General features: G+C 64.6%; 17 protein-coding genes and 1 tRNA gene. 5 read left to right on the top strand and 13 right to left on the bottom strand.

Features of this window, described 5'->3' with window-relative positions:
- Positions 1–4: 4 nt before the first annotated feature.
- The 3 genes from YUU_RS0138395 to YUU_RS0138405 are packed head-to-tail and all read right to left on the bottom strand — an operon-like array spanning position 5 to position 3,770.
- Entirely contained in the window at positions 5–1,525 is a 1,521-nt protein-coding gene (locus YUU_RS0138395; protein ID WP_027527065.1) for an amino acid ABC transporter permease, read from the bottom strand.
- Entirely contained in the window at positions 1,522–2,727 is a 1,206-nt protein-coding gene (locus tag YUU_RS0138400) for an amino acid ABC transporter permease (protein WP_027527066.1), read from the bottom strand. The genes YUU_RS0138395 and YUU_RS0138400 overlap by 4 nt, the downstream gene beginning before the upstream one ends.
- Positions 2,728–2,753: 26 nt before the next feature.
- Positions 2,754–3,770 carry an amino acid ABC transporter substrate-binding protein gene (locus YUU_RS0138405; protein ID WP_027527067.1) on the bottom strand — a complete coding sequence of 339 codons (1,017 nt, stop codon included), beginning with the start codon at positions 3,768–3,770 and terminating at the stop codon, positions 2,754–2,756.
- Positions 3,771–4,139: 369 nt separating this feature from the next.
- Between YUU_RS0138405 and metC the strand changes: the two genes are divergently transcribed.
- Positions 4,140–5,333, top strand: a complete 1,194-nt coding sequence (gene metC / locus YUU_RS0138410; RefSeq protein WP_027527068.1) for a cystathionine beta-lyase — start codon at positions 4,140–4,142, stop codon at positions 5,331–5,333.
- Positions 5,334–5,468: 135 nt separating this feature from the next.
- Entirely contained in the window at positions 5,469–7,160 is a 1,692-nt protein-coding gene (locus YUU_RS0138415; protein WP_027527069.1) for a Na/Pi cotransporter family protein, read from the top strand.
- Positions 7,161–7,284: 124 nt separating this feature from the next.
- On the opposite strand, the gene YUU_RS0138420 is transcribed toward YUU_RS0138415, so the two are convergent.
- The 6 genes from YUU_RS0138420 to YUU_RS0138445 all read right to left on the bottom strand — a co-directional run bounded on the left by YUU_RS0138420 (position 7,285) and on the right by YUU_RS0138445 (position 18,472).
- Positions 7,285–7,623: a lipid-A-disaccharide synthase N-terminal domain-containing protein gene (locus YUU_RS0138420; protein WP_027527070.1), complete on the bottom strand. Its 339-nt coding sequence runs from the start codon at positions 7,621–7,623 to the stop codon at positions 7,285–7,287.
- Positions 7,620–8,351: a glycosyltransferase family 2 protein gene (locus tag YUU_RS0138425; protein WP_198031904.1), complete on the bottom strand. Its 732-nt coding sequence runs from the start codon at positions 8,349–8,351 to the stop codon at positions 7,620–7,622. Before YUU_RS0138425 ends, YUU_RS0138420 begins: the two co-directional genes overlap by 4 nt.
- A 63-nt stretch (positions 8,352–8,414) precedes the next feature.
- Positions 8,415–9,254: a phosphatase PAP2 family protein gene (locus tag YUU_RS0138430; protein WP_027527072.1), complete on the bottom strand. Its 840-nt coding sequence runs from the start codon at positions 9,252–9,254 to the stop codon at positions 8,415–8,417.
- Position 9,255: 1 nt separating this feature from the next.
- A complete protein-coding gene (locus tag YUU_RS0138435; protein WP_027527073.1) occupies positions 9,256–10,998 on the bottom strand; it encodes a glycosyltransferase family 39 protein in 1,743 nt (580 codons plus the stop codon).
- Between the two features lie 50 nt (positions 10,999–11,048).
- Positions 11,049–13,256, bottom strand: coding sequence for a penicillin-binding protein 1C (gene pbpC, locus YUU_RS0138440; protein WP_035664540.1), 2,208 nt, complete (start codon positions 13,254–13,256; stop codon positions 11,049–11,051).
- A gap of 11 nt (positions 13,257–13,267) precedes the next feature.
- On the bottom strand, positions 13,268–18,472 hold the full coding sequence (locus YUU_RS0138445) for an alpha-2-macroglobulin (RefSeq protein ID WP_027527075.1): 5,205 nt from the start codon (positions 18,470–18,472) through the stop codon (positions 13,268–13,270).
- 381 nt (positions 18,473–18,853) lie between these two features.
- Here YUU_RS0138445 and YUU_RS0138450 point away from each other — a divergent pair.
- A tRNA-Arg gene (locus YUU_RS0138450) sits at positions 18,854–18,930 on the top strand.
- A gap of 81 nt (positions 18,931–19,011) precedes the next feature.
- Here the strand turns inward: YUU_RS0138450 and YUU_RS0138455 are convergent.
- The 3 genes from YUU_RS0138455 to YUU_RS53130 all read right to left on the bottom strand — a co-directional run bounded on the left by YUU_RS0138455 (position 19,012) and on the right by YUU_RS53130 (position 21,181).
- Positions 19,012–20,103: a tyrosine-type recombinase/integrase gene (locus tag YUU_RS0138455; RefSeq protein ID WP_198031905.1), complete on the bottom strand. Its 1,092-nt coding sequence runs from the start codon at positions 20,101–20,103 to the stop codon at positions 19,012–19,014.
- Positions 20,090–20,362, bottom strand: a complete 273-nt coding sequence (locus YUU_RS0138460) for a hypothetical protein (RefSeq protein WP_027527077.1) — start codon at positions 20,360–20,362, stop codon at positions 20,090–20,092. The genes YUU_RS0138455 and YUU_RS0138460 overlap by 14 nt, the downstream gene beginning before the upstream one ends.
- A 432-nt stretch (positions 20,363–20,794) precedes the next feature.
- Positions 20,795–21,181, bottom strand: coding sequence for a hypothetical protein (locus YUU_RS53130; protein ID WP_371260557.1), 387 nt, complete (start codon positions 21,179–21,181; stop codon positions 20,795–20,797).
- Between the two features lie 234 nt (positions 21,182–21,415).
- On the opposite strand from YUU_RS53130, the gene YUU_RS61685 reads away from it, so the two are divergent.
- Both YUU_RS61685 and YUU_RS0138475 read left to right on the top strand, forming a co-directional pair.
- The gene (locus tag YUU_RS61685) at positions 21,416–21,712 is read left to right on the top strand and encodes a hypothetical protein (protein WP_035664535.1); all 297 of its coding nucleotides are present in this window, start codon (positions 21,416–21,418) and stop codon (positions 21,710–21,712) included.
- A gap of 69 nt (positions 21,713–21,781) precedes the next feature.
- A complete protein-coding gene (locus YUU_RS0138475; RefSeq protein WP_027527078.1) occupies positions 21,782–22,510 on the top strand; it encodes an SOS response-associated peptidase in 729 nt (242 codons plus the stop codon).
- Between the two features lie 76 nt (positions 22,511–22,586).
- Here the strand turns inward: YUU_RS0138475 and YUU_RS62935 are convergent, their stop codons facing one another.
- Positions 22,587–23,045, bottom strand: a complete 459-nt coding sequence (locus YUU_RS62935; protein WP_156944750.1) for a hypothetical protein — start codon at positions 23,043–23,045, stop codon at positions 22,587–22,589.
- Positions 23,046–23,298 lie beyond the last annotated feature (253 nt).

Consider the following 23,298-nt stretch of genomic DNA (forward strand, 5'->3'; position numbering starts at 1 on the left):
TTGTTCAGTTGCGGCGATGAGCGTTGAGCCGGTTCTCGACGAAGAGCGAGTAGCGCGACATTCCAAAGCAGAAGAGGAAATAGAGGACGCCGGCGAAGGCAAAGCCGGTGAATGCCGTCGACGGCGTCGACCAGACCGGGTCGGAGAAGGATGCCCTGAGCGAGCCGAGCAGGTCGAACAGCGCCACGATCGAGACCAGCGAGGTGTCCTTGAACAGCGAGATGAAGCTGTTGACGAGGCTCGGGATGACGTGGCGCAGCGCCTGCGGCAGCACGATCAGCGAGGTGGTCTTCCACCAGGACAGCCCCAGTGCGGAAGCCGCCTCCCCCTGCCCGCGCGGAACCGCAGCGAGCCCGCCGCGAATGTTTTCGGCCTGATAGGCGCCGGTGAACAACGCAATGCCGATCAGTGCGCGCACCAGGCCGTCGACCGTGAAATTGCCCGGCAGGAACAGGGGCAGCATGTAGGTGGCGAAGAACAGCACGGTGATCAGCGGCACGCCGCGCCAGAATTCGATATAGGCGATCGAGAAGATCCGGATCAGCGGGATCGTGGAGCGGCGCCCGAGTGCCAGCGCGATGCCGATCGGCATGGAGGTGACGATGCCGGTCACGGCGACCACCAGCGTCACCAGCAGCCCGCCCCACAGGCGTGTATCGACGATCGGCAGGCCGCCGTGATCGAGCCCCATCAGCTTGATCACGATCGCCATGCCGATGAAGGTCGCTATGCTTGTTGCGAGCGCGCGCCAGCCGGTGCGCATTCCCCCGCCGAGGAAGAACAGGATCAGCGAGACGACGATGGTCGTGATCGCGAAATCGATCCAGACCGACTGGCTACTCGCCTGGATCTGATCGCGCAGCCAGGTCAATGGGAAGATCAGCCACTGGATCGCGGTGCCGACCAGCACGATGAAGTTTCCGACGACCCAGAGCAGCGGCCCGATGGCCGAACTCTTGCCGAGGCTGACCAGCACCTGCCCCGCGCCGATGACGCTGTCATCGAACAGTTGCAGCAGGCCGGCGGTCCAGCTCAGGCCGAAACCGGTGATGCCGCCGCCGTGCATCAGGAAGAACGCGACCACCGGAAGGGCGAAGAAGAACAGCCCGGCATTGAGCCCCTTCGCCGGCAGGCGCGGAATGAGCAGCGGCAGCAAGAGAACTGCCGCCAGGATGAAGGTCAGATTGACCCGCCAGCGTTCGGCCTCGGGATAGAAGCCGTAGATGAGCTGCGGAAGCTTCGCCTGGATATAGGGCCAGCAGGCACCGACCACATATCCGGCATTCTCGGGCAGGCACGCCGTACGGTCCTTGCCGGTCCAGACGGCGTCGACCAGCAGGAATCTGAAGGCGGGAATGACCATGTACCAGAGCAGCAATGCTCCAAGGATCGTCAAGAGAATGTTGGTCGGCGAGCTCAACAGGCGTGTGCGCACGAGGCCGACGAAGCCGGTGGTCTTCACCGGCGCAGGCCGCTCCGCAACGAGGTCCTGGCGAACGAAGGATGACGCGGTGATATCCGTCATGCTCCCAGGCTCCGATTGATGCGCCAGCCATAAACGCTCATGACCGCGCTGGTGAAGAGCGAGATCAGGAGGTAGACGGCCATCGTCATGGCGATGATCTCGATCGCCTGCCCGGTCTGGCTGAGCGACGTGCCGGCGAACACGGAGACCAGATCGGGATAGCCGATGCCGACGGCAAGCGAGGAGTTCTTGGTGAGGTTGAGATACTGGTTGGTCAGCGGCGGCACGATGACACGCATGGCCTGCGGCACCACGATCAGCCGCAGCGTGGTGCCGCGGCTCAGGCCGAGCGAGGATCCCGCCTCCATCTGTCCCTTGTGCACGGACAGGATACCGGCGCGCACGATCTCGGCGATGAAAGCGGCCGTATAGGTCGACAACGCCACCGCCAGCGCCACGAATTCCGGAATGATCCGCGAGCCACCGGCAAAATTGAAGCCCTTGAGCTGCGGCAGCTCGAAGGTGAAGGGCAGACCGAAGATCAGCATCGTGACGAGCGGGAGCCCGAACAGAAGGGCCAGCAGGTAGGGCCAGATGCGGATCATGTGGCCGTATTGATAGAGCGCACGCCGCGCGTAGATCCGCAACGCAAGCGAGGCAACGATGCCGAACGCAAGCACCGCGAGGAACGGCACGAATCCGCTCTCGCCGATCGGGCTGGGAACGACCAGCCCGCGATTGCTGATGAAGGCGATGCCCAGCAGCGAGATGCTCTGCCGCGGGTTGGGCAAGGCCGCGAGCACCGCGAGGTACCAGAACAGTAGCTGGAACAGGAGCGGCAGGTTGCGGATGATCTCCACATAGATCTCGCCGACACGCGACAGCAGCCAGTTGGGCGAGAGCCGGCACAGCGCGACGATGAAGCCGATGACGGTGGCGAAGACGATGCCCACCACCGAGACCACCAGCGTATTCAGAAGTCCGACCACGAACACCCGCAAGAACGTGTCCGAGCCGGTGTAGGGGATCAGGGTCTGATTGACGTCGAAGCCCGCGTTGTTCCTCAGGAAGCCGAAACCGGCAGCAATGTGCTGGTTTTCCAGGTTGGCGCGGGCATTGGAGATGATCTCATAGGCCATCCAGCCCAGGATCGCGGCGAAGGCAAGCTGGACGGCAACGCCGTTCCAGCCAGCCTTACCACCGAGAGCGCGCCTCAGCTTCAGCGCGATCTGCGGTGGTGGTTTACGGGCCTCGGTGCTCATCGCCGCAAGCCGTGGGCTTGATCAAATCAGCGGATCGGCGGCGCGTACTGGAGACCGCCCTTGTTCCAGAGGCTGTTGAGACCGCGGGCGATACCGAGCGGTGAGCCGGAGCCGACGTTACGGTCGAACACCTCGCCGTAATTGCCGACCAGCTTCACGATCCGGACCACCCAGTCCTTGGTCAGGCCGAGCTGTTCGCCGAAATTGCCGTCGGTGCCGAGGACGCGCTTCAGCTCCGGATTGTCCGCCTTCGCCTTCTCGTCGACGTTCTTGGAGGTGATGCCGAGCTCTTCGGCCGTGACCATCGCGAACAGGGTCCATTTCACGATGTCGAACCACTGATCATCGCCGTGACGCACCATCGGGCCGAGCGGCTCCTTGGAGATGATTTCCGGGAGCACCATGTGGTCGTTGGGATTGGCAAGCTTCAGGCGGTTGGCGTAGAGACCCGACTGGTCCGTGGTGAAGACGTCGCAGCGCCCGGATTCATAGGCCTTGACCGTCTCGTCGTTGGTGGCGAACGCGATCACCTCGTACTTCATGTTGTTGGCCTTGAAGTAGTCGGCGAGATTCTGCTCGGTGGTGGTGCCGGTCTGGACGCAGACCGAGGCGCTGTTGAGTTCCAGCGCCGAATTCACCTTGAGCGACTTCTTCACCATGAAGCCCTGGCCGTCGTAGTAGTTCACGCCGGCGAAATTGGCGCCGAGCGAGGTATCGCGCGAGATCGTCCAGGTGGTGTTGCGCGAGAGCATGTCGATCTCGCCGGATTGCAGCGCGGTGAAACGGTCCTTTGCGGACGTCGGCACGTATTTGACTTTCGTCGCATCGTTGAAGATGGCCGCCGCGACCGCGCGGCAGAGGTCGACGTCGAGCCCGGTCCAGTTGCCCTTGTCGTCCGGCGACGAGAAGCCCGGCAGGCCCTGGCTGACGCCGCAGGACAGCATGCCCCTGTCCTTGATCGTCTTGAGCGTCTGCGCTTGGGCGGCCGGGGCGGACAGGCCGGCGGCGAGAGCAAGGGTGAGAACCAAAGTTACGCGTTTCATGGGCTGTGGCCTTTCAAGGACGTCGCATGGGACGCGACGTACGGTCATCTCTAAAGGGCGTAGAGGAACGTTCGTTGAACATCATTCGCTGAACGTCGTGCAAGCTGTGGGCCAACCCCGAGATCCCTGCCGAAAACCTTAAAGGACCCAGGCTGTCACGCATGGTCCGTCAGGCGGTGGATCGAAAGGTCGCGGCAAGCCCCTCAACATGCGGCGACAGAATAGCACCTGCGCATCACAGAACGACTGGCGAGCCGGGTCAAGGGGTTGACGGGACTCTTCTGTGATCTGTTATTACGAGACGCGGCCAACCAGCCGTCCCGCGAGGGGGCTTTCCCCTCGCCCACAATCGCCTTTGAAAGCACTCGCATGAATTCTTCCGAGGGCGCAAAGCCCTTTTCGCAGCACCCCGACACCCGGTTGGTGACCTCCGGCCGTGACACCAAGGCACAGAAGGGCTTCGTCAATCCGCCGGTCGTCCACGGCTCGACCGTGCTCTACCCGACCGCCGAGGACCTGCACGCCCATCGCGGCGAGTTCCAGTACGGCCGCCACGGCACGCCCACCACCAGGGCGCTGCAGGAGACGCTGATGGCGCTGGAGGGACCGAACTGCGCCGGCGTCGGCATTGCGCCGTCGGGCCTGGCTGCGATCACGACCACCCTGCTCGCGGTGCTGAAGGCAGGCGATCACCTGCTCGTCTGCGACAACGCCTATCGGCCCTCCCGCAATTTCTGCAACGGCCTGCTCGCGCGCTACGGCGTCGAGACCACCTATTTCGATCCGCTGATCGGCGCAGGCATCGAGGCTCTGTTCAAGCCCAACACGCGCGCGGTGCTGGTGGAAGCGCCGGGCTCGCAGTCCTTCGAGATGCCCGACATTCGCGCGATTGCCGAGGTCGCGCATGCCCGCGACGCGCTCGTCATCGACGACAACACCTGGGCGACGCCGCTCTATCATCGCTCGCTCGACCAGGGTGTCGACATCAGCATGCAGGCTGCGACCAAATATATCGGCGGCCATTCCGACATCATGTTCGGCACCATCTCCGCCAATGCAAGAGCCTGGCCGCTGGTGACCGAAGCCATCCGCCTGCTCGGCGCCTGCGCCGGTCCCGACGACGTCTTCCTCGCATTGCGCGGCATGCGCACGCTGTCGGTGCGGCTGGCGCAGCACTATCGCTCGGGGCTCGACGTGGCGCGCTGGCTCGCCACGCGGCCGGAGGTCGCGCGCGTGCTCCATCCCGCGCTCGAGACTGATCCGGGCCACGCGATCTGGAAGCGCGACTTCACCGGCGCCTCGGGCCTGTTCAGCCTCGTGCTGAAGCCGGCGCCGCAGAAGGCCGTCGATGCCATGCTCGATAGCCTCAAGCTGTTTGGCATGGGCTACTCCTGGGGCGGCTTCGAGAGCCTTGCTATCCCCTTCGACTGCGACAGTTATCGCACGGCAACGAAGTGGGCTCCGGGCGGTCCGACGCTGCGTCTGCACATCGGGCTCGAGAGCGTCGAGGACCTCAAGGCCGATCTCGATCGCGGCTTTGCTGCCTTCAACGCGGCAATTTGAGCTTCGAGATTAGGCATCCCGCCTAGCAAACGCGCCGCAACAAAGGTTGATATTGGCGCGTTGCAACAAAATCGTTGATCCGCGGTCGTATGGGAATAGCCTGACTCTTCGACTCAATTCCGAGGGACGCGGAGCATGGGAAGCATGGTTCTGCTCGACCTGATGGGCGGCGTGGCGCTGTTACTGTGGGGCCTGCATATGGTCCACAGCGGCATTTTGCGCGCTTTCGGTCCCGACCTGCGGCGGCTGCTCGGCCGAGCGCTGAGCAACCGCTTCAGCGCCTTTGCGGCCGGGCTCGGGCTGACTGCGCTGCTCCAGAGCAGCACGGCGACGGCCCTGATCACCAGTTCGTTCGCGGCCGAAGGCCTTGTCAGCCTGGTCGCCGCGCTTGCCATCATGCTCGGTGCAAATGTCGGCACCACGCTGATCGTGCAGGTGCTGTCCTTCAACATCGCGGCCGTTGCTCCCGTCCTATTCGTGCTCGGGCTCGTCGCCTTCCGCTCAGGGCCCCGCTCGCGGATCAAGGACATCGGCCGCGTCTCGATCGGTCTCGGCCTGATGCTGCTGTCGCTGCATATCCTGCTGGATACACTGGCGCCGGCCGAGAACGCCCCTGGCGTCCGCGTCGTGATGTCGGCCATCACCGGGGATCCCGTGCTCTGCATCGTCATCGCCGCCGTCATCACCTGGGCGGTGCATTCGAGCGTCGCCAGCGTGCTATTGATCATGTCGCTGGCCTATTCCCAGTTCATCTCGCCCCATGCTGCGCTGGCGCTCGTCCTCGGCGCCAATCTCGGCAGCGCAATCAATCCCGTGTTCGAAGGCGCGCGGCGTGACGATCCGGCCAGCTATCGCCTGCCGGTCGGCAATCTGATCAATCGCGTGGCCGGGATCGCGCTGGTGCTGCCGTTCCTTCAAGGAATCGCCGACCAACTGCACCTCTGGCAGCCGGATCTCGCAAAGATGACGGCCGGCTTCCATATCGCCTTCAATCTTGCAACGGCGGCGATCTTCATCGGGCTGCTCGATGCCCTGTCGCGGCTGCTGACCTGGCTATTTCCCGATCGCGTACGGGAGGAGGACCCTGCCCGCCCGCGTTATCTCGACGAGACGGCGCTCGAGACCCCCTCTCTCGCGCTGGCGGATGCCGCCCGCGAAACGCTGCGCATGGGCGATCTCGTCGAGGTCATGCTGCGCAAGGTGATGGCGGCGATGATGACGGGCGACCGCGCGCTGGTCGAGCAGGTCTCGAAGACGGACAACATCGTCGACAACCTCGATGAGTCCATCAAGCTCTACGTGACAAAGTTGACGCGCGGCAGCCTGGACGAGGGCGAGGGCCGGCGTGCGATGGAGATCATCTCCTTCGCCATCAATCTCGAGCATATCGGCGACATCATCGACAAGAATTTGAGCGAGCTCGCCACCAAGAAGATCAAGCGACGCTTCCAGTTCTCGGCCGAGGGCGCCGAGGAGCTGGCTGCCTTCCACAAGCGGACGATGGACTCGCTGCGTATCGCCTTCGGTGTGTTCATGTCGGGCGATGCCAACGAGGCGCGCAAGCTGCTGGTGGAAAAGTCCGCGCTGCGCAACACCGAGCTTGCCGCCGTCGAGCGGCATCTCGATCGCCTGCGCGAGGGGCGGCCCGAGACCATCGAGACCACCTCGCTGCATCTGGACGTGCTGCGCGACCTGCGCCGCATCCACTCGCATATCTGCTCGGTGGCCTATCCCGTGCTCGATGCAGCCGGCGAGCCCTACCGCAGAAACGAGGCCGAGGCGGCCACCCTGCCCGCCTCTGGCGCGGCGTCCGCTCTGCCGCGCTAGTTTGTCCGATACGCCTTATCTACCAGATGCTTGGCGCTTAGACCGGCGATCGCCGGTCTACTTTGCATGGGGTTGTTTTCGACATTGTCGTCGAACGGGCCCAAAAGCCTCGGTCCGAACAGGGTCAGCGATCCAGCGTCTTCGAGGCGCGGCCGCGGTTTTTGACGATCAGCATGATGTTGCGGATGTAGATGATCGTCGCGAGCGCTTGTCCGAGGATGATGACCGGCTCGCGCTTCACGACGCCATAGACCAGCGTCATCAGCCCGCCGCCCATGGAGCAGAACCAGAAGGCCATCGGCACCACGCTGTTTCCGGCACGCTCGCTCGCGATCCATTGCACGAGAAAGCGCGCCGTGAAGAACAGCTGTGCGACCAGGCCGAAGGCGAGCCAGAAGTCGAACTTGGCGACGAAGACGTCGTAGAGATAGTTGCTCAGCGCCTGGCCGTATTGGATGATCATGCCTTCACCTCAGTGACATCTGGTGTCGGCTTCTTACGGCGGATCAACCACCACACGCCGGCGAGATCCATGATCCCGATCCATAGCCGGTCGAAGAAACCGTAGTTTGACACGCCGGCACGGCGCGGCCGGTCGATCACGTCAACATAGGCGATCTCGAAACCCTCCCGGCGCACCAGCGCCGGCAGGAAGCGATGCAATCCGTCGAAATAGGGCAGCATCAGAAACACCTCGCGGCGGAACGCCTTCAGACCGCACCCGGTGTCGCGCGTCCCGTCCTTCAGGATCGTGCTGCGCACGCGGTTGGCGATGCGCGACTGCAACTTCTTGAAGCCGGTGTCCTTGCGCCCGACCCGCTGGCCGGCGACGAGGCCGATGCGCTCGCTTTTTTCGACCGTCGCGATCAGGTCCGGCAGGAAGGCCGGATTGTTCTGGCCGTCGCCGTCGAGTGTCGCCACGATCGCGCCGCGCGCCGCCCGCACGCCGCTGCGCACGGCCGCAGACTGCCCGGTTGACTTCGCATGACGGAGCTGACGCAGATTGCCCCGCTGCTTCATGATGGCCGACAGCCGCTCGCCGGTCGCATCCGTCGAGCCGTCATTGACGTAGACGATCTCATAGGCCCAGCGGCCATCGAGCGCAGCGCCGATCTCCTCGATCAGAGGCGCGATATTGTCCGCCTCATTGCGCACGGGGACGACGATGGAAACCGAGGGCTGGAACGACAAATCGATGCTCGTGGTTGGAATTGGCCCGCGGCGGGAACCGGTCCGGTCGGCAGGCAGCCGCTTTTATGGGGCGGATGCCCCGCGGGCAACCCTTTTGAGGCGGCCGAACACCGGCCCCGGAAGCGCCACGATCACCCCGTCGCTGCCGATGGCGAAGCCGAGCCGGCGCGCCGCAAACCAGTAGCGCACCGCCATGGTGCCGACGATGCCGACCAGGGCGCCGGCAACGACGTCACTCGGATGATGGGCGAGCAGCACCAGCCGCGTCAGCAGGATCACGACGGCATAGGTGAACATGAACACGCGCAGCCTGGGCCACAGCGCGCTCACCGCAAAGGCCAGCGCGAACGCCGTCACTGCATGGCCGGAAGGAAGGCTCGCATGGGCTTCCGTTCCATTGAAGGGAATGAAGTTGAAGGCGTTGGCCTTGCCGCCGACGAAGGGCCGGCCGCGGCCAATGACGTATTTCAGGACCTCGCCGACCAGCACTGAGAACAGCACGGAAAAGAAGATGAATTGCAACCGCGTGCCGAAGCCGAGCAGCAGCGCGCGCGAGGTGCCGTGCCGGGCGGCTGCGACCAGCGCCACGACCACCAGCGCAGCGGCGAGCGTCGTCAGCACATACTCGTCCTTGCCGAAATCGGTGAGGATCTTGATCGGCCACAGGCCCGGCGTGCCGCGCGCGGGCATCATCTGGATCTCGCTCATATCGAACGCGACCATCAGCGCGATGATCAGGGCCGCGCCCGCAACACTCAGCCAGAGCGAATGCCGCGCCAGCCGGCGCGCCGCCTCCGCGCGCCGCGAATGCGAGGGAGCGCGGACGAGCTGCGTCAGCGCGTGGCCTGAGACCGTCAGCAATTGCGCGCCGTAGCTCGATCGATGTGCGATTTCACCGGGCATCCTATTCCGAGCCCTCCGAGCGGAAGATCGCGATCGAGATCGCGCGCCCTTGCGAGAAGTTGTAGCCGTCGATGCGCGAGCCGACGCGGTAGCGCAGCCCGATCGCCTCGGCACGCTGGACGAAGCTGCGCTCGGAACGCTGCTCGATGAACGCAAAGCGGCAGCTTCCCTGCTTGAGGAAATCGGCGGCACCCGAGCCGTCGGTCAGCAGCGTCGACGTCCCCGTCAGGAAGACCAGGCTCGGCTCGTGATAGCCGGCGGAGGCCGCCTTCGGGCCGACGCAGCGCACGTTGCGCAATTCGCGCGCGATCTCGACGCTCGGAAACAGCGGCGTCAGCGACGGCAGGACCAGGCCCCAGAGCACGACCGCCAGCATCAGCGCCGCAACCAGCGCGTTGAGCAGCGAGCGTTCGGCGCGGTTATTGTCGTAGAGCCACCAGGCGAACAGGCCGAAGATCAACGACGCCGCGATGAACGGCCAGGCGGCGAAAGCCGGCTGGCGCGTCAGCATGACGGCGCCGACGACCGCCGCGATCGAGCCGAGCGCAGGGATTGCGAACCACCAGGCCGAGCCGCGCATCAGCCAGGAGCGCGACAGCACGCGCCGCTCCAGGGCGCCGGCCGTGAGGATCGCGATCGCCGGATAGAGCGGCAGCACGTAGTGCGGCAGCTTGGTCAGCACCGCCTCGAACACGATCCAGGATGGGATCAGCCACGCCAGCAGATATTGCGCGCCGGGCTCGCGCCGGGCCCGCCACACCGCCGGCGCCGCCATCGCCGCAAGCGGCGCGCCCGGCCAGAAGGTGATCCAGAACAGGACCAGATAGAGTCCGGGCGGCGCGCCATGGGATTCCTGGGCGCCCAGCTTGCTCAACATGTCGCCGCCGACGGAATCGGCGAAGAACGCATCGCCCGCACGCCAGAAGATCGCGATGAACCAGGGCAGCACCAGCACCAGCACCGACATCAGGCCCCAGAGCGGGCGCAGCCGCCACAGCCAGGATGCGTCGCGGTCCTGGATCGCCAGCACGATGATGGTGAGCGCGGCGAACATCAGGATCAGCGGCCCCTTGATCAGGATGCCGACGGCGATCGCGGTCCAGAAGATCGCGGGATAGCTCCATGGCGGATGCGCCTCGTCCTCGCCGCGCTGCCAGGCGAGATAAACCCGCCCCATCGCGCCCATCGCCGCAACCACGGTGAAGAGCAGCACGGCGTCGGTCTTGGCAAGCCGCGCCTCGACGCCGAGCAGCACGGACGCGCACATCACCAGCGCCGCGAGCACGGCGGCGCGGCGCGTGACGAAGCCGAGCGCGGTCCAATAGGTCATAAGCACCGCACCGATCGCGCCGATGAGTGACGGCACCCGGTAGACCCAGATTCGCAACTGGGCGCGCGGCAGACCGAGCGCGGACGCGGTGTGAACGGCGGCCGCTTGCAGCCAGTAGATGCCGACCGGCTTCTTGTAGCGGACGTCGTCCTGGAAGCGGATGTCGACATAGTCGCCGGTCTCGACCATCTGTTTGGTCGCCTGCGCAAAGCGCGCCTCGTCGCGATCGACGGGCGGAATCGTGAAGAAGCCGGGCAAGAGCAGAAGCAGCGCGCAGAGCAGCAGGAAGCCGATTGCGCGGGCGTGGCTGCCGGTGACGGCATCGATCACGCGCACGAACCGGTTGCCCGGATTTACGGGGGTTTTCGGCTCGCGCGGCTCTCCGAAACGGGGGCGGGCATAGGTCTCGACCATTGGTTCCGCATACGCTGAAACCGCCACCCCTACAACCGCTTAAGCCGGGATCATTGAATTCGAATGACAACTGTGTCGGCGGCGCCCGTGGCGTCGATCACGGTCAGCCGCGCAAAGCCCGGCCCGGGCGGATCGATCAGCCGCTGGCGCCGTCCGTCGATCTCGCCGAGCGCGGTGCCGTTGACCAGTATGGTCATGGGCGGAACGCCGCCGGCGACCTTCACAGGCATGGTGGCAGCCTCGCTACCCGCCGAGCGTTCGACGTCGATCCGGGAACCGTTCAGGGGAAACTGGATGTGGGGCGCCTGCTCGCCGCCAGTGCGGACGAGTTCCCCGACGGGACGGAACCGCCTCAGGGGTAACGGCAGCTTGGCGTTACTGGCGACCAGGGTTCCCTTCGGTGGCTTGGGCAACGGAACCGGCAACTTTCCGCTCCGGGCGAAGGCATCGAACAGGATGGGCGCCGCTGCCACGCGGCCGATCAGGCCGGGAACCGGCGCGCCGTCGGGACGGCCGACCCAGACGGCGATGGTCATGCGGCCGTCGAAGCCGACCGACCAGGCATCGCGATAGCCGTAGGAGGTCCCGGTCTTGAAGGCGATGCGATTGTGGGCGGCATTTTCGGGGGGCGGCGTACCAAGGAGCACGTTGCCGACCTGCCAGGCCGCGACCTGGTCGAGCAGCCGCAGCGGCTCGCGCGCGTCCGTGTCGGTCATGACCTCGTGCAGCGGGCGCGTGGTTCCGAGCCTGGCGATGCCCGAATAGAGCTGCGCGAGATCCTGAAGCGTGACGCCGACACCGCCGAGGCCCATGGCAAGACCCGGCGCCTCGTCCTTAGGGAGCACCAGATTGCCGCCGGCCTGCCGCAGCCGCGAGGCCAGGCGGCTGGAACCGACACGGTCGAGCAGCACGATCGCCGGCACGTTCAGCGACATCTGCAGCGCCTTCTTGACCGGCACCGTGCCCTGGAACGTCATGTCGAAATTTTCCGGCGCGTAGGAGCCGAAGCGGACCGGGCGATCGTCGATCAGGCTGTCGGGGTGGACGAAGCCGTCCTCGAAAGCGAGGCCATAGATGAACGGCTTCAGCGTCGAGCCCGGCGAGCGCAGGGCGCGGGTCATGTCGACCTGCCCTGCCCGGCTCTCGTCGAAATAGTCGGCGGAGCCGACGCGCGCCAGCACGTCGCCGCTCTCATTGTCGACGACGATGATGCCGACCGAGATGTTTGCACCCAGCGCAATGGCGCGGTCGCGCGCGAGCGGCTCCAGCACCTTCTGGAGATTGGCATCCAGCGTCAGCTTGATGACCGTCGTATCCTTGACGGTTGAAAGCGCGGTATCGGACGCATGCGACGCCAGGATCGGCATCGGCTTGCGCAGCTTCGGCACGGGCACAGCCTTCGCCTGTTTCGCGTCATCAGCGCTGATCTGATGCTCCTCGACCATGCGGTCGAGCACGCGGTCGCGCGCCTTGCGCGCAGCCTCGGGATAGCGATCGAGCCGGCGTGTTTCCGGTGATTGCGGCAATGCGACCAGAAGCGCGGCTTCAGCGAGCGACAGCCGCTTCGGCTCCTTGCCGAGATAGGCGATGGACGCTGCACGGATGCCCTCGAGATTGCCGCCATAGGGCGCCAGCGCGAGATAGAGATCGAGGATCTGGTCCTTGCTCAGGCTACGCTCGAGTTCGATGGCGCGCACGATCTGCCGCAGCTTCGCATGGAGCGAGCGCTGCCGCCGCGGCTCCATCAGCCGCGCCAGCTGCATCGTGATGGTCGAGCCGCCCGAAACGATGTGGCCGCGCGTCCCAAGCTGGATCGCAGCGCGCGCGAGCGCGAGCGGATCGACGCCGTCATGCGCGTAGAAGCGCTGGTCCTCATAGGCGAGCAGCAGCTTCACATAAGTCGGATCGACGTTCGCCTTGGTCTCGACCGGCAACCGCCAGCGCCCGTCGGCCATCGCATAGGCGCGCAGGAGTTTTCCGTTGCGATCGACGATGGTGGTGGAGACCTGGCGCGCCTCGTCGAGCGGCAGCGGGCCGAGGGAGATGGCCCAGGCGACGAAGGCGCAGATGGTGAGGATGAGCGTCAGCGCGAGGGCAGAGAGGACATGCGTGATTCCGCGCCCGCCCTCCCTGCCGTCATTCCGGGATGGTCCGAAGGACCAGACCTCCGAGCGCAATTGCGCTTCGGGGAATCTCGAGATTCCGGGTTCGGCTCTTGGAGCCGCCCCGGAATGACAAGAAACGTCCACCTCGCTCATCTCATCCACACTCACTTCGCCGCGCGCACCTCAACCGACCCAGTCCCCGTGCGGCCATATCGCGAGGGATTGTACATGTCCTCGACATAGGCCTGCGGCAGCACGTATTTGCCGGGCGAGACCGCGCGCACGATATAGGCGACGGTGAAGACCGACTTGGCGTCCGAGGCCCGGTCGACCGCAGCGGTGAATCGGTCGTCGCGGAACTCGGTATCCTCCGGCTCCACACCATCCTCGATCCAGTCCAGCGTGCCGCTGTCGCCCGACGACACCAGCTTCGGATTGTCGATCTCGAGACCCGCCGGCAGATAGTCGGACACCATGATGTGCCCGTACTCGGGCTTGGCCTCGGTGATCTTCAACACCACAGCGAAGCGATCGTTCTGTTTGACCTTGCTGATGTCGGCAGGCTTGCCGTCGAGCGTGAAATAGCTGCGCTCGATCTTGAAGCCGCTTGAAGCCGCAGGTTCCGGCGTGACAGGCGAGCCTGATACCGAGACCACGGCCTGTATCGGAGCATCACCCGTGTTGGTGATCTTCAGCGGCTTGCCTTCCAGCGTCGCCCCCTTGTAGCTGCGGTACAGCGCGGTCTTGACCGGCTGGCCGTCGACATCGAGCGACAGGTTTTCCTTCGCCAGTGCCCGCGCCGCCAGCACCAGCCACGCATTCTCCTGCGTCGAGGTGTAGGGCGTCAGTCCGCGCGCGGTCTCGACACGGGACACGGCCTGCGTCAGCGTCGCCTTCGGCGCGTTGCCCTCGCTGGCGAGCGAGACGAATGCTGCGGCATCGCGAAGCTGCGAGCCGTAATCGCTGCGGCCGAACTCCAGCACCGGCTTTGGCGCGAGCGAGTCGAGCGCGGCACCATAGACCCGCTCCGCGCGGTTGCGGTCGCCGACCAGCGCGAGCGCCGCCGCAAGCTGTGATTTGGCGATCGGCGTCGCCAGGTTGTTCAGCTTGGTATCGGCGAGATAGCGGAGATCGCCGATGGGGGCAGCGCCGTTGCGCGCGAGCACATAGAGGCCGTAGGCGAGATCGCGGCCGCCGTCCTTCTCAGGCTCGTTGGCGTTGACGACGGAGTTGCGGATGCGGTCGAGCGCGTTCTTGAACAGCACGTCCGGCACCACAAAGCCTTTTTCACGGGCGCGGCTGAGGAAGTCCGTCACGTAGGCATCCAACCAGGCGTCGTCGCCACCGGCCGACCACAGCCCGAACGAGCCGTTCGAGCCCTGGCGGGCCAGCAACCGCTCGATCGCGTCGCGGATGCGCTCATCGACCTCGGTGTCCATCGCAAGATGGGCGCCGGCCGCGAGCTCGTTGACGTAGAGCAGCGGCATGGCGCGGCTCGTGATCTGCTCCGAACAGCCATAGGGATAACGATCGAGCGCCTTGAGGATCGTCGCGGCGTCGAGCGCGGTCGACAGGCTCGCCGAGACCGAGACGCTGCCCGTGCCCGGCACGAGGTCCGAGAACATGTCCGAGGTCAGCGTCAGGCTCTCGCCCTTCGCCAGGGTGCGGATCGAGCGGCGCGCCAGTACCTGCGTCGCCGCCTTGACGTCGAGCGCGTAGTGCCGCGCGAGCGCCAGTCCGTTCGGCCCCTTGATGTCGACGTCGAGCGTCGCCTGCCCCGCCGCGGTCGCATCGAGCGCGAGCGAGAACGAGTTGCGCTGCTTGGCGGCGAGCTTGATCGTGGTTGCGGGATTGCCGGTCATCTTCACCGGGCCGCCCGTTTTCACGTTGATCGTGTAGTCGCCGGCCTGGCCCTCGACATTGTCGATCTCGAGATTGACCGTGCCGTGGTCGCCATTGAGCAGGAAGCGCGGCAGGGTCGCCGTCAGCACCACGGGATCGCGGATCACGACGTCGGTATTGGCACGGCCAAGCTTTGTCGCGGTCCACGCCACCGCCATGACGCGCGCGGTGCCGGCGAACTCCGGGATGTCGAAGCTCACTTCCGCGGTGCCATCAGCGGCAACCGTGACAATGCCCGAATAGAGCGCAAGCGGCTTTTGTATGGGCGGCGAGCCCTGCAGCTCGGCTCCGCCCGCGTCGCCGCCGGACTTGATCTGGCCGCGCGTGCCCGACATGCCGTCGATGAGCTGGCCGTAGACATCGCGGATCTCGGCGGTCAGGCGGCGCTGGCCAAGATAGTAGTCGTCCGGAGCCGGCGGCCTGTAGTTGGTGAGGTTGAGAATGCCGACATCGACCGCCGCGATGACGATCTTGGCATCCTCGCCCGGGTTGAGCCCGTCGAGCTTCACCGGGATCTTCAGCATCGAATTCGGCCGGATCAGCGCCGACGGCGTCAGCTTCACGGCGAGCGTGCGCGTCTGCTTGTCGATGCCGAACCACTTCAGCCCGATTGCCCGGCCAGGCATGCGCTGGGCCGCCGCATCGAGCGGCCGGCGCAAAGTCGCCACCACGTAGGCGCCGGTGCCCCAGTCGTTGCCGACGGGGATCTTGACCTGCGCTGTACCTTCCTTGACGTCGACGGTCTGCGTCGTCAGCAGGCGATCGCCCAGCACGTTGATGGTGAGCTTGCCGGCGCTACGCACGTTCACCGACACCGTCATGGTGTCGCCGGAGGCGTATTGCGGCTTGTCGATCGAGGTCTCCAGAAGGTCGGGTGTGTCGGCGCTGCCGTCCGAATACCAGCCGACATCGAACTGCACCGACGTCACCGGACCGTCCGCGTCGTTCGACTTCACGTCCAGCCGGTAGCGTCCCGGCCGTGGGTTCAGCGAAATGCGCGACGGCTTGTCGGCGGTAATGGTGAGATCGCCGTCAGCGACGCGCGAGGTCGACTTGACCGGCTCGTACTCCCAGTAATTGTTCTGGCGATACCACTGGTAGCGCGACTCCGTCTTGAGGAGCTCATAGCGCAGTCCGTCGCGCTGCAGCGTCTTGCCCTCCGGCGAGACGAACACCACGTCGAACTCGGCCTTGTCGCCCTCGGCAACGTTTCTGTCGCCGAACAGCGGCTTGACGCCAAGCATCGCGGCCGCGGGTGCGACCGGCAGCACGAGCTTGCGCTCGACGGCGCGGCCGCCCGTCTCCGCCATGCGCACGAAGATCTGCGCCTCCTGCGGCCGGGTCGAAGCCGGCTGCTTGTCCAGCGTGACCGGGAAGGTCGCGACGCCGTTGGCGTCGGCCTCGGGGAGGTTTTCGAGCGGCGTGCGCTCGTTGCTGGTGCTCTCCTCGTCGGCAACGCCGAACTGGTAGCCGGCAAAGCCCGGCCGCTCGTCGGCTGGCGCCACCAGCATGTCGCCTTCGAGCTGCAGGCCCGAGGCCGGCGCGCCATAGAGGAAATGGCCGTCGACCTTCAGTTCGACCGGAGCATTCGCCTTGATCAGCTTGTCCTTGGACGTGAGATCGAATTCGATCCGATCCGGGACGTAATCCTCGACCATGAAAGTGGTCTCGCCGACCGACGCGCCCTTCGGGTCGGTGAAGGCGCGCACCCGCCAGGTCCCGGTCGGGACCGCGGAGTTGAGCGGAACCGAGAGCGTGCGGCCGCCGGCGCCCTGGTCGGACAGCACGGCGCGGCGGAATTCGACGCCGTCGGGGCGCTCGATCACCAGCGTCAGCGGCCCGCCGGTCACGGCATTGCCCTGCCCGTCGCGCAACAGCGCAGTCAGGTACACGGTCTCGTTGGATCGGTAGACGCCACGCTCGGCATAGACGAAGGCATCGGCGCCGGCCGGCACCGCGCGTCCCGCCACGCCGCGATCGGTGAGATCGAAGGCGCTGGTCTTGAGGCTGAGGAAGGCATAGTCGGTCTTCTCGCCGTTGACCGTCAAAAGCGCCGGCGACAGCCCGCCCTCGCCGCGCGCCAGCCCCGCCTCGAACAGCACATGGCCGGCATCGTCGGTCTTGCGGGTCGCCAGAATCTCGTTGTTGCGGGCGACCAGCCGCACCTCGGCTTTGCCGACCGGATCGGTCGAGGCCAGCGAATTGATGAAGACGTGGATGCCGTCATTGCCGGAATAGGCTGTGACGCCGAGATCCGAGACGATGAACCACTGCGTCGCGAGCTGGGAATCGTCGTCGCTGCCCGGCCCCTTGGCCGCGGCGGTCATCACGTACACGCCGGGCTGGAGATCGCCGAGTGCCTGGTCGACCGGGAATGCGGTGGTGACGTCCTGGTTCAGCGTCATCGCGGTCGCGAGCTCGCCGGACCACACCTTTACGCCGCGCTCGCCGCCGAGATCGGAGAGCTGGTAGCGCGACAGCGTTTTCTGAAAATCGCTGTCGACGACCGTGTTGATCAGGTTGCGGTCACCGATCCGGAACACGTTGATGTTGACTGCCGGCGTATTGACGCTGACCACGGGAATGCCGCGCTGGCCGGTCCGCGGCAGCACATAGGCGCGGCTGGTGAACCGCACAAAGGGCTTGCGGTCGCGCACATAGATGTTGAACTCGGCCGATTTCGGCAGCCCTTCCTTCACCGTTGACGGCAGGCCGGCGCGTAAGTTGACGTTGTAGCGTTCGCCATGCTTGAGGCCATCGACGCAGAGCTGCTTGCCCTCGGCCGACAGCGCCGGCTTGTCCTGCCCTGCGAGCGCCAGGAACGGCGCGAAGTCGGTACGCTTGGCCAATTCCTCGGAGAACTGGAAGCAGGCGCGCGGGCTCGCCGAGTCGGAATCGACGGTGTAATCGAGCAGCCGGAAGCCATGCTCGTCCCGCAGCTTCTCGTAACTCCCGCGGACGTCGGCAACCTCCCGCATGTCGAGCGACAGCCGCAGCGCATCCAGCGCCGGCCGGAACAAATGCCGCTCGGAGAGCGACTTGCCGAGCACCGCGAGCGCATCCGCCTCCTCGCCCGCATTGCCGGCGCGCATGTAAGCTATGTAAGCGGCGGTCGAGGCGCGCTCGAGCAGAAAAGTCTGCTCGCTCGAGCTCTTCGGCGCGATCTGGAAGATCACCTTCGCAAGGCGCAGCCAGTTGCCGGCATCCTCAGGCGTGGTGGCGGCGATCTGGCCGAGGATGGAAAGACCGCTGCGGCCATCGTTGCGCCGGAAGGCGGCATCCGCGTCGGTGCGCAGGGTCGCGTTGGTCTTGGCGACCGGCCCTGCCTCGCTCTTGATCTGGGCCTCCAGCTTGATCGCGGCATCAGCGAGATCGTCGCGCTTGAAGGCCTTGTCGGCGGCCTGCGCCGATACCAGGCCGAGCGCCAGCGTTGCGCAGATTGTGACGGCGCGAACCAAACCGATCATGATGGACTCCCGGGAGCGCGGACAAGCGCCGCGTATGCGATGAAATGCGCGGAAAGGTGACAGACTCAAGGCGATGGAACCAGAATAGCAAAACGTCGCATGCGCCATTGGCAAGCAAGCCCGAGTGGGCCTCCGAAGTGCCGCCCCTGGCGCCGCCTCAGCCTATGGCAGCACCGGACAAAATCAGCCGGTGGACCGGGTCCCGAACGCGAGTGCGACGTCTGGAGCGTCGCTGGGCAGAACGGGACGAGAAGAGTCCATCGCTTCGCTTGGTCGCGCGACCGGGGAAAACGGTTCGATCCGGACTTGGCGGACGTGCGGATTTTTCATATTTGGCGTGCTAAGACGTCGCCGGGCCCCATCCCCCGGGGCTGTCCAGACGGTCCCGTAGCTCAACTGGATAGAGTAGCGGATTTCTACTCCGCGGGTTGCAGGTTCGAGTCCTGCCGGGATCGCCAACCTTGAACGCAGCTCTTGCGATTTCAATCGCTTAGGCTCCGGTTTGTAAATCAGGGTCAGCACGGTTTGTAACTCGCTGTTCAGGTTTTGGCCTTCGCGCCCCTTAACTTGGTGAGAGCCGCGTCGGCCAGTCGTTCCTGCTCCACCTCGTCGAGGTATTCCTGCAACTGTTGAAGCGAGCTGTGACCGCTCACGTTCATCATTTCGGAGCCGGTACATCCGGCATGCGCCAGCGCGCGCAGCGCCGCCTTGCGCAGACCGTGCGCGCGGTAATTTCGAACCCTGCCGTCGTCGCATACGACCGGCTGCAATCCGGCCTCCTTGCACCAATCAGCGAACTTGTTGCCGAATGCCGCCGCGGACGCGAACGGCCGACCGTACGCGGTGAGCAGAAATGGCATCGCGTCGCTCTTCGGCATCGCGTCGAGCGCCGCCCGCAGCTCCGGCATGATGGAGATCGTCAGCCTCTTGCCGGTGCTGCGCCGGGTTTTTTGCGGACACCATGACAGCTTGGCATCGCGATTGATGTGCTGATGGCCAAGCACATGCGCGTCCTGCCGCCGCCCCGCAACGTTGAGCAGAAGCTCAAGCGCCAGTCGCGCCGTCGTGCCAATCGGGTGGTGCTCGCGATACTGAGTCACATGAGGCTCGAGCCATGTCATGTGGCCCATGCTCTTTCCTGCCCTGACGATCTCGATGTCTTGCGCTGGATCGTCGGAGCGCAAGTTCATTTTTTTGCCGAACTTCATCAGCCCCCGGATCGCCTTAAGCCAGTTTTTCTGCACGTTCGGCTTCTTTGGCGCGAGCATATTGGAGAGATGATGCGACCGGATCCCTGAGAATCGCTTCTCACCGTCCTCTGTGCGCCACCGCTCCAGGATGGCGCGGCGGTTGCTCTGGGTCACAGCAGCGAGACCGATCTTGAAATCCGGACTCGCGTAGTACACAACGATGGCTGCGTCGAGCGTTCCGGCCTGAGTGCGGCTTTCGCCAATCGTGGGAGGCGCCGCTTTGCATTCCCCTAGTGCAGTCTGACAAGCCTCCATAAATTCGTCGGAACCGGGCAACCCCGGCAACGGAACCGGTTTACGTCCGGGCGGCCGAAAGTAATGTCGCATTTTGCCGTGGCGATCACGGAAGCTGTTGACGCGCCAAAGCTCAATGCTGGCCATATTTCTCATCCCACTCGTCGGTCTCGTTCATTCCGTTTTCGCTGGTGCCCTCGTCGGCACCATTGACATTCTGGATCTGGAACTTGATCTTGAGACAGTCGCCTTCGATCTCGAGGGATTCGGCTTTCTGGCCGGCAGCTTCGATGGCACGCAGCGCCCGTTTCACGTCGTTCTCGCGGAAGCTAGAGGGCGCACGGCCCATCAGATGGTCTTCCCCCGGTGCTTCGGGCTCGTCATCCTGGCTGAGGCCGCCAAACAATCCTGCCGCTCTTGCCGCTCAAACGGCGACATGCGCGCTATGGGCGTCCAAGGCATTCTGGTCTATTGCGCGGACTGCCGCTGCCGCCATAACGTTGCTCTGACCGCTGGTCAGTGGCCGGATGATCTGAGGCTATCGGACCTCGAGCCGCGATTTGTGTGCAAGGCCTGCGGGCGACGCGGTGCCAAGATCCGACTGGACTTCAATTGGAACGCGCCAGCACAGTCGGCGATGGGGTATCGAAACACGACACGACCGAGGGGTGGGGGCGACCTTTCGAAGATCCGATCAAGGTAGATGGGCGCAAGCTGGTGACGCTGCGGCCATCCGCCGGCCGGTCGAGATCGAGTTGAGGGCGAAAAGTGAACCACTCCGCCGGCTTGCACGTCGCAAGCGCCTGCCCTTTCCGATTGATAATTTTGAATGCTCGTATCAGCGGTGCCGCGGACCGCCGTGCACATTCGGAGAGTGGGCCGTGATCAGGTTTTTGTGCTTCCGGGCCGCCGCTTCGGCCTCGCGAGCAAGTCGTTCAGCCTTTAACCGCTCGCGGTTTGCATGAAACGCCGCTTGGATGCGTTCATACTCGGACATCGCTACTTTGGCATCAGTTTCCTTGAAGACCCTTTGCGCCTCACGTTGGGCGGCAGTGGGCAGCTTCCATCCGTAATTTTTGTGAGCGGTCATTCCCTCCTCCTTCGGTGATAGCCGTGGGAGCTTGTTGGGTCCGACCGTGAAAGTCTCTTCCTGTTTTTCAGTTACCGCAATCGAATATTTGCCAGTCGTTGCCGCGCTGGCCATAGATCCGCCCAGCTGGCTCACGGTCACCTGCAACGGGATTCCGGTCCATCACTTCGCGCAGCGCGCGCACAGAGGCCGATTACGAGGCTTGGCGCCGGCAGCGCGACAGGACGGCCTGGAACGATCGAATGCACGACCTGGTTCTGCCACTTCCACACAGCGGCCAGAAGGGATTGCACGCTGATTCTGCGGCGAGGTAATCACCAATCCCACACTAGATTCTCATATTCGCTCTTTCCACCGCCTGGCGGCTGCATGAAGCTCACCGCCGATCGTCTCTTCGCCAACCCTGAAGCCGCAGCGCGCAAGATGGTCGAGATCGCCGCCGGCATCGAGCCCGTCCAGGACGACCGCATTCACATCGAGAAGATCAACGCGCCATTCCTCTACGCGGGTGGGGTTTCCATCAAAAACCCAGTCTACCCATGGTTCGCGATTTCGTGCTCGCGTCTGAAGGACGCTGCGCGACGTCGATCTGGCCGCGCTGCCACATGCCTCAACGACCTTCGTCCACGACCTAGCCGGCAGGCTCCGATGCAGCAAATGTGCTAAGGCCGGTCATCGCCCCGCCGCCCCCTATTCCAGCTCGCGCAGCGGCCACGCCACGCCGGAGACGTGATCATGTGCAATCTCTACTCGATGACTAAGAACGTCGACGCGATCCGGCGGCTGTTCAACGCTCTCAACAGTCGCGTCGGCAACCTGCCCTCGATGCCGGGCATCTTTCCTGACTACCCTGCGCCGATCGTTCGCAATGCACCCGACAGGCGAGAGATCGTCATCGCAAGGTGGGGCATGCCGTCATCGCAACGGGCGCTGATGGACGCCACGAAGAAGCGCGCGCAGAAGCTAGAAGCGAAGGGCCAGACTGTCGATTTCAAGGAGTTGCTGCGCATGGAGCCGGACAGCGGCACGACCAATATCCGCAACGTCAACAGCGCACATTGGAAGCGATGGCTTGCACCTGACAACCGCTGCCTGGTGCCGCTTACGTCGTTTTCCGAGTACGACACGATCGACGGCAAGAAGGTCCCGGTGTGGTTCGCACAGGACGAGACCCGCCCCCTGCTCGCCTTCGCTGGCATCTGGACGAACTGGACCAGCGTGCGCAAGGTCAAGGAAGGTGAAGTAACCGCCGACGTGTTCGGCTTCCTTACAAGCGATCCCAACGCCGAGGTGAAACGCGTCCACCCGAAGGCAATGCCGGTCATCCTGACGACCGCGGAGGAACGCGACGTGTGGATGCGCGCCTCGTGGGACGAAGCCAAAGCGCTGCAGCGGTCCCTCCCCGACGGCGCGCTCAAGATCGTCGCCACCGGCGAGAAGGAAGATCCCTTCCCGGCTGCTTAGCTGACTACCCAGCGCCCGATGAGCGCTCAGATAGGAGACCGGCCGTAGTTTCCCGGCCGTCTGCGTTCTTCAGCCGTTAAACTATACCGGCTATAGGGGCAGGATGAGCCAAGACGCTGATCCGCGAACCGAGGCCGAAGAGGCGATGCGCTGCGCCGTAGCCGCTACCTGCCCGGTCGACCGTTTGAAATGGTTGCGTGTTGCTCTGGCGTGGCAGGACCTTGCCCGGGCGGAAGCTCAATGTCCGAAACAACGCCGTGCATCCGCTGCATGAAAGCTCACCGCCGAACGTCCCTTCGCCAACCCAGAAGCCGCAGCGCGCAAGCTGGTCGAGCTCGCTGCAAGGATCGAACCAGTGCAGGACGGTCGCATCCACATCGAGAGGATCAACGCCCCATTCTTCTGCTCGCTTAAAGCCACCGGCCCGGAGTTCGGTGCGGGCATCAAGGTAGCAGTCGAGCGTGGCTGGCTCGAGCTGTACGAGAGTCGAACCTATGTGCGGCTTTTGAAGACAGAACCAGCCAACCGATAACAAGCCCCCGTTCGATCTTCTTTGGTTCTCAGCGGACACAACCTGAATGTGCTTTGTCGGTTGTAAAAGAACAAAACGTGTCAGCTCTCGCTCGCCTGCATGCGGTGTTGCTTAAATCCGCAGAAGCAGATTAAGACATCTCGTTCCTGCCTATCTTTCCCGACATAGTGATTTCGGTGCGAACGGCGGCGGCCGTGCATGTGGACGGCCCTGGCGTTTCTGCCAGCCCCAAGCGCCGGGGCCGCTCCTCATTTAC

It is taken from the genome of Bradyrhizobium sp. Ec3.3 (assembly GCF_000472925.1).
GTDB lineage: Bacteria > Pseudomonadota > Alphaproteobacteria > Rhizobiales > Xanthobacteraceae > Bradyrhizobium.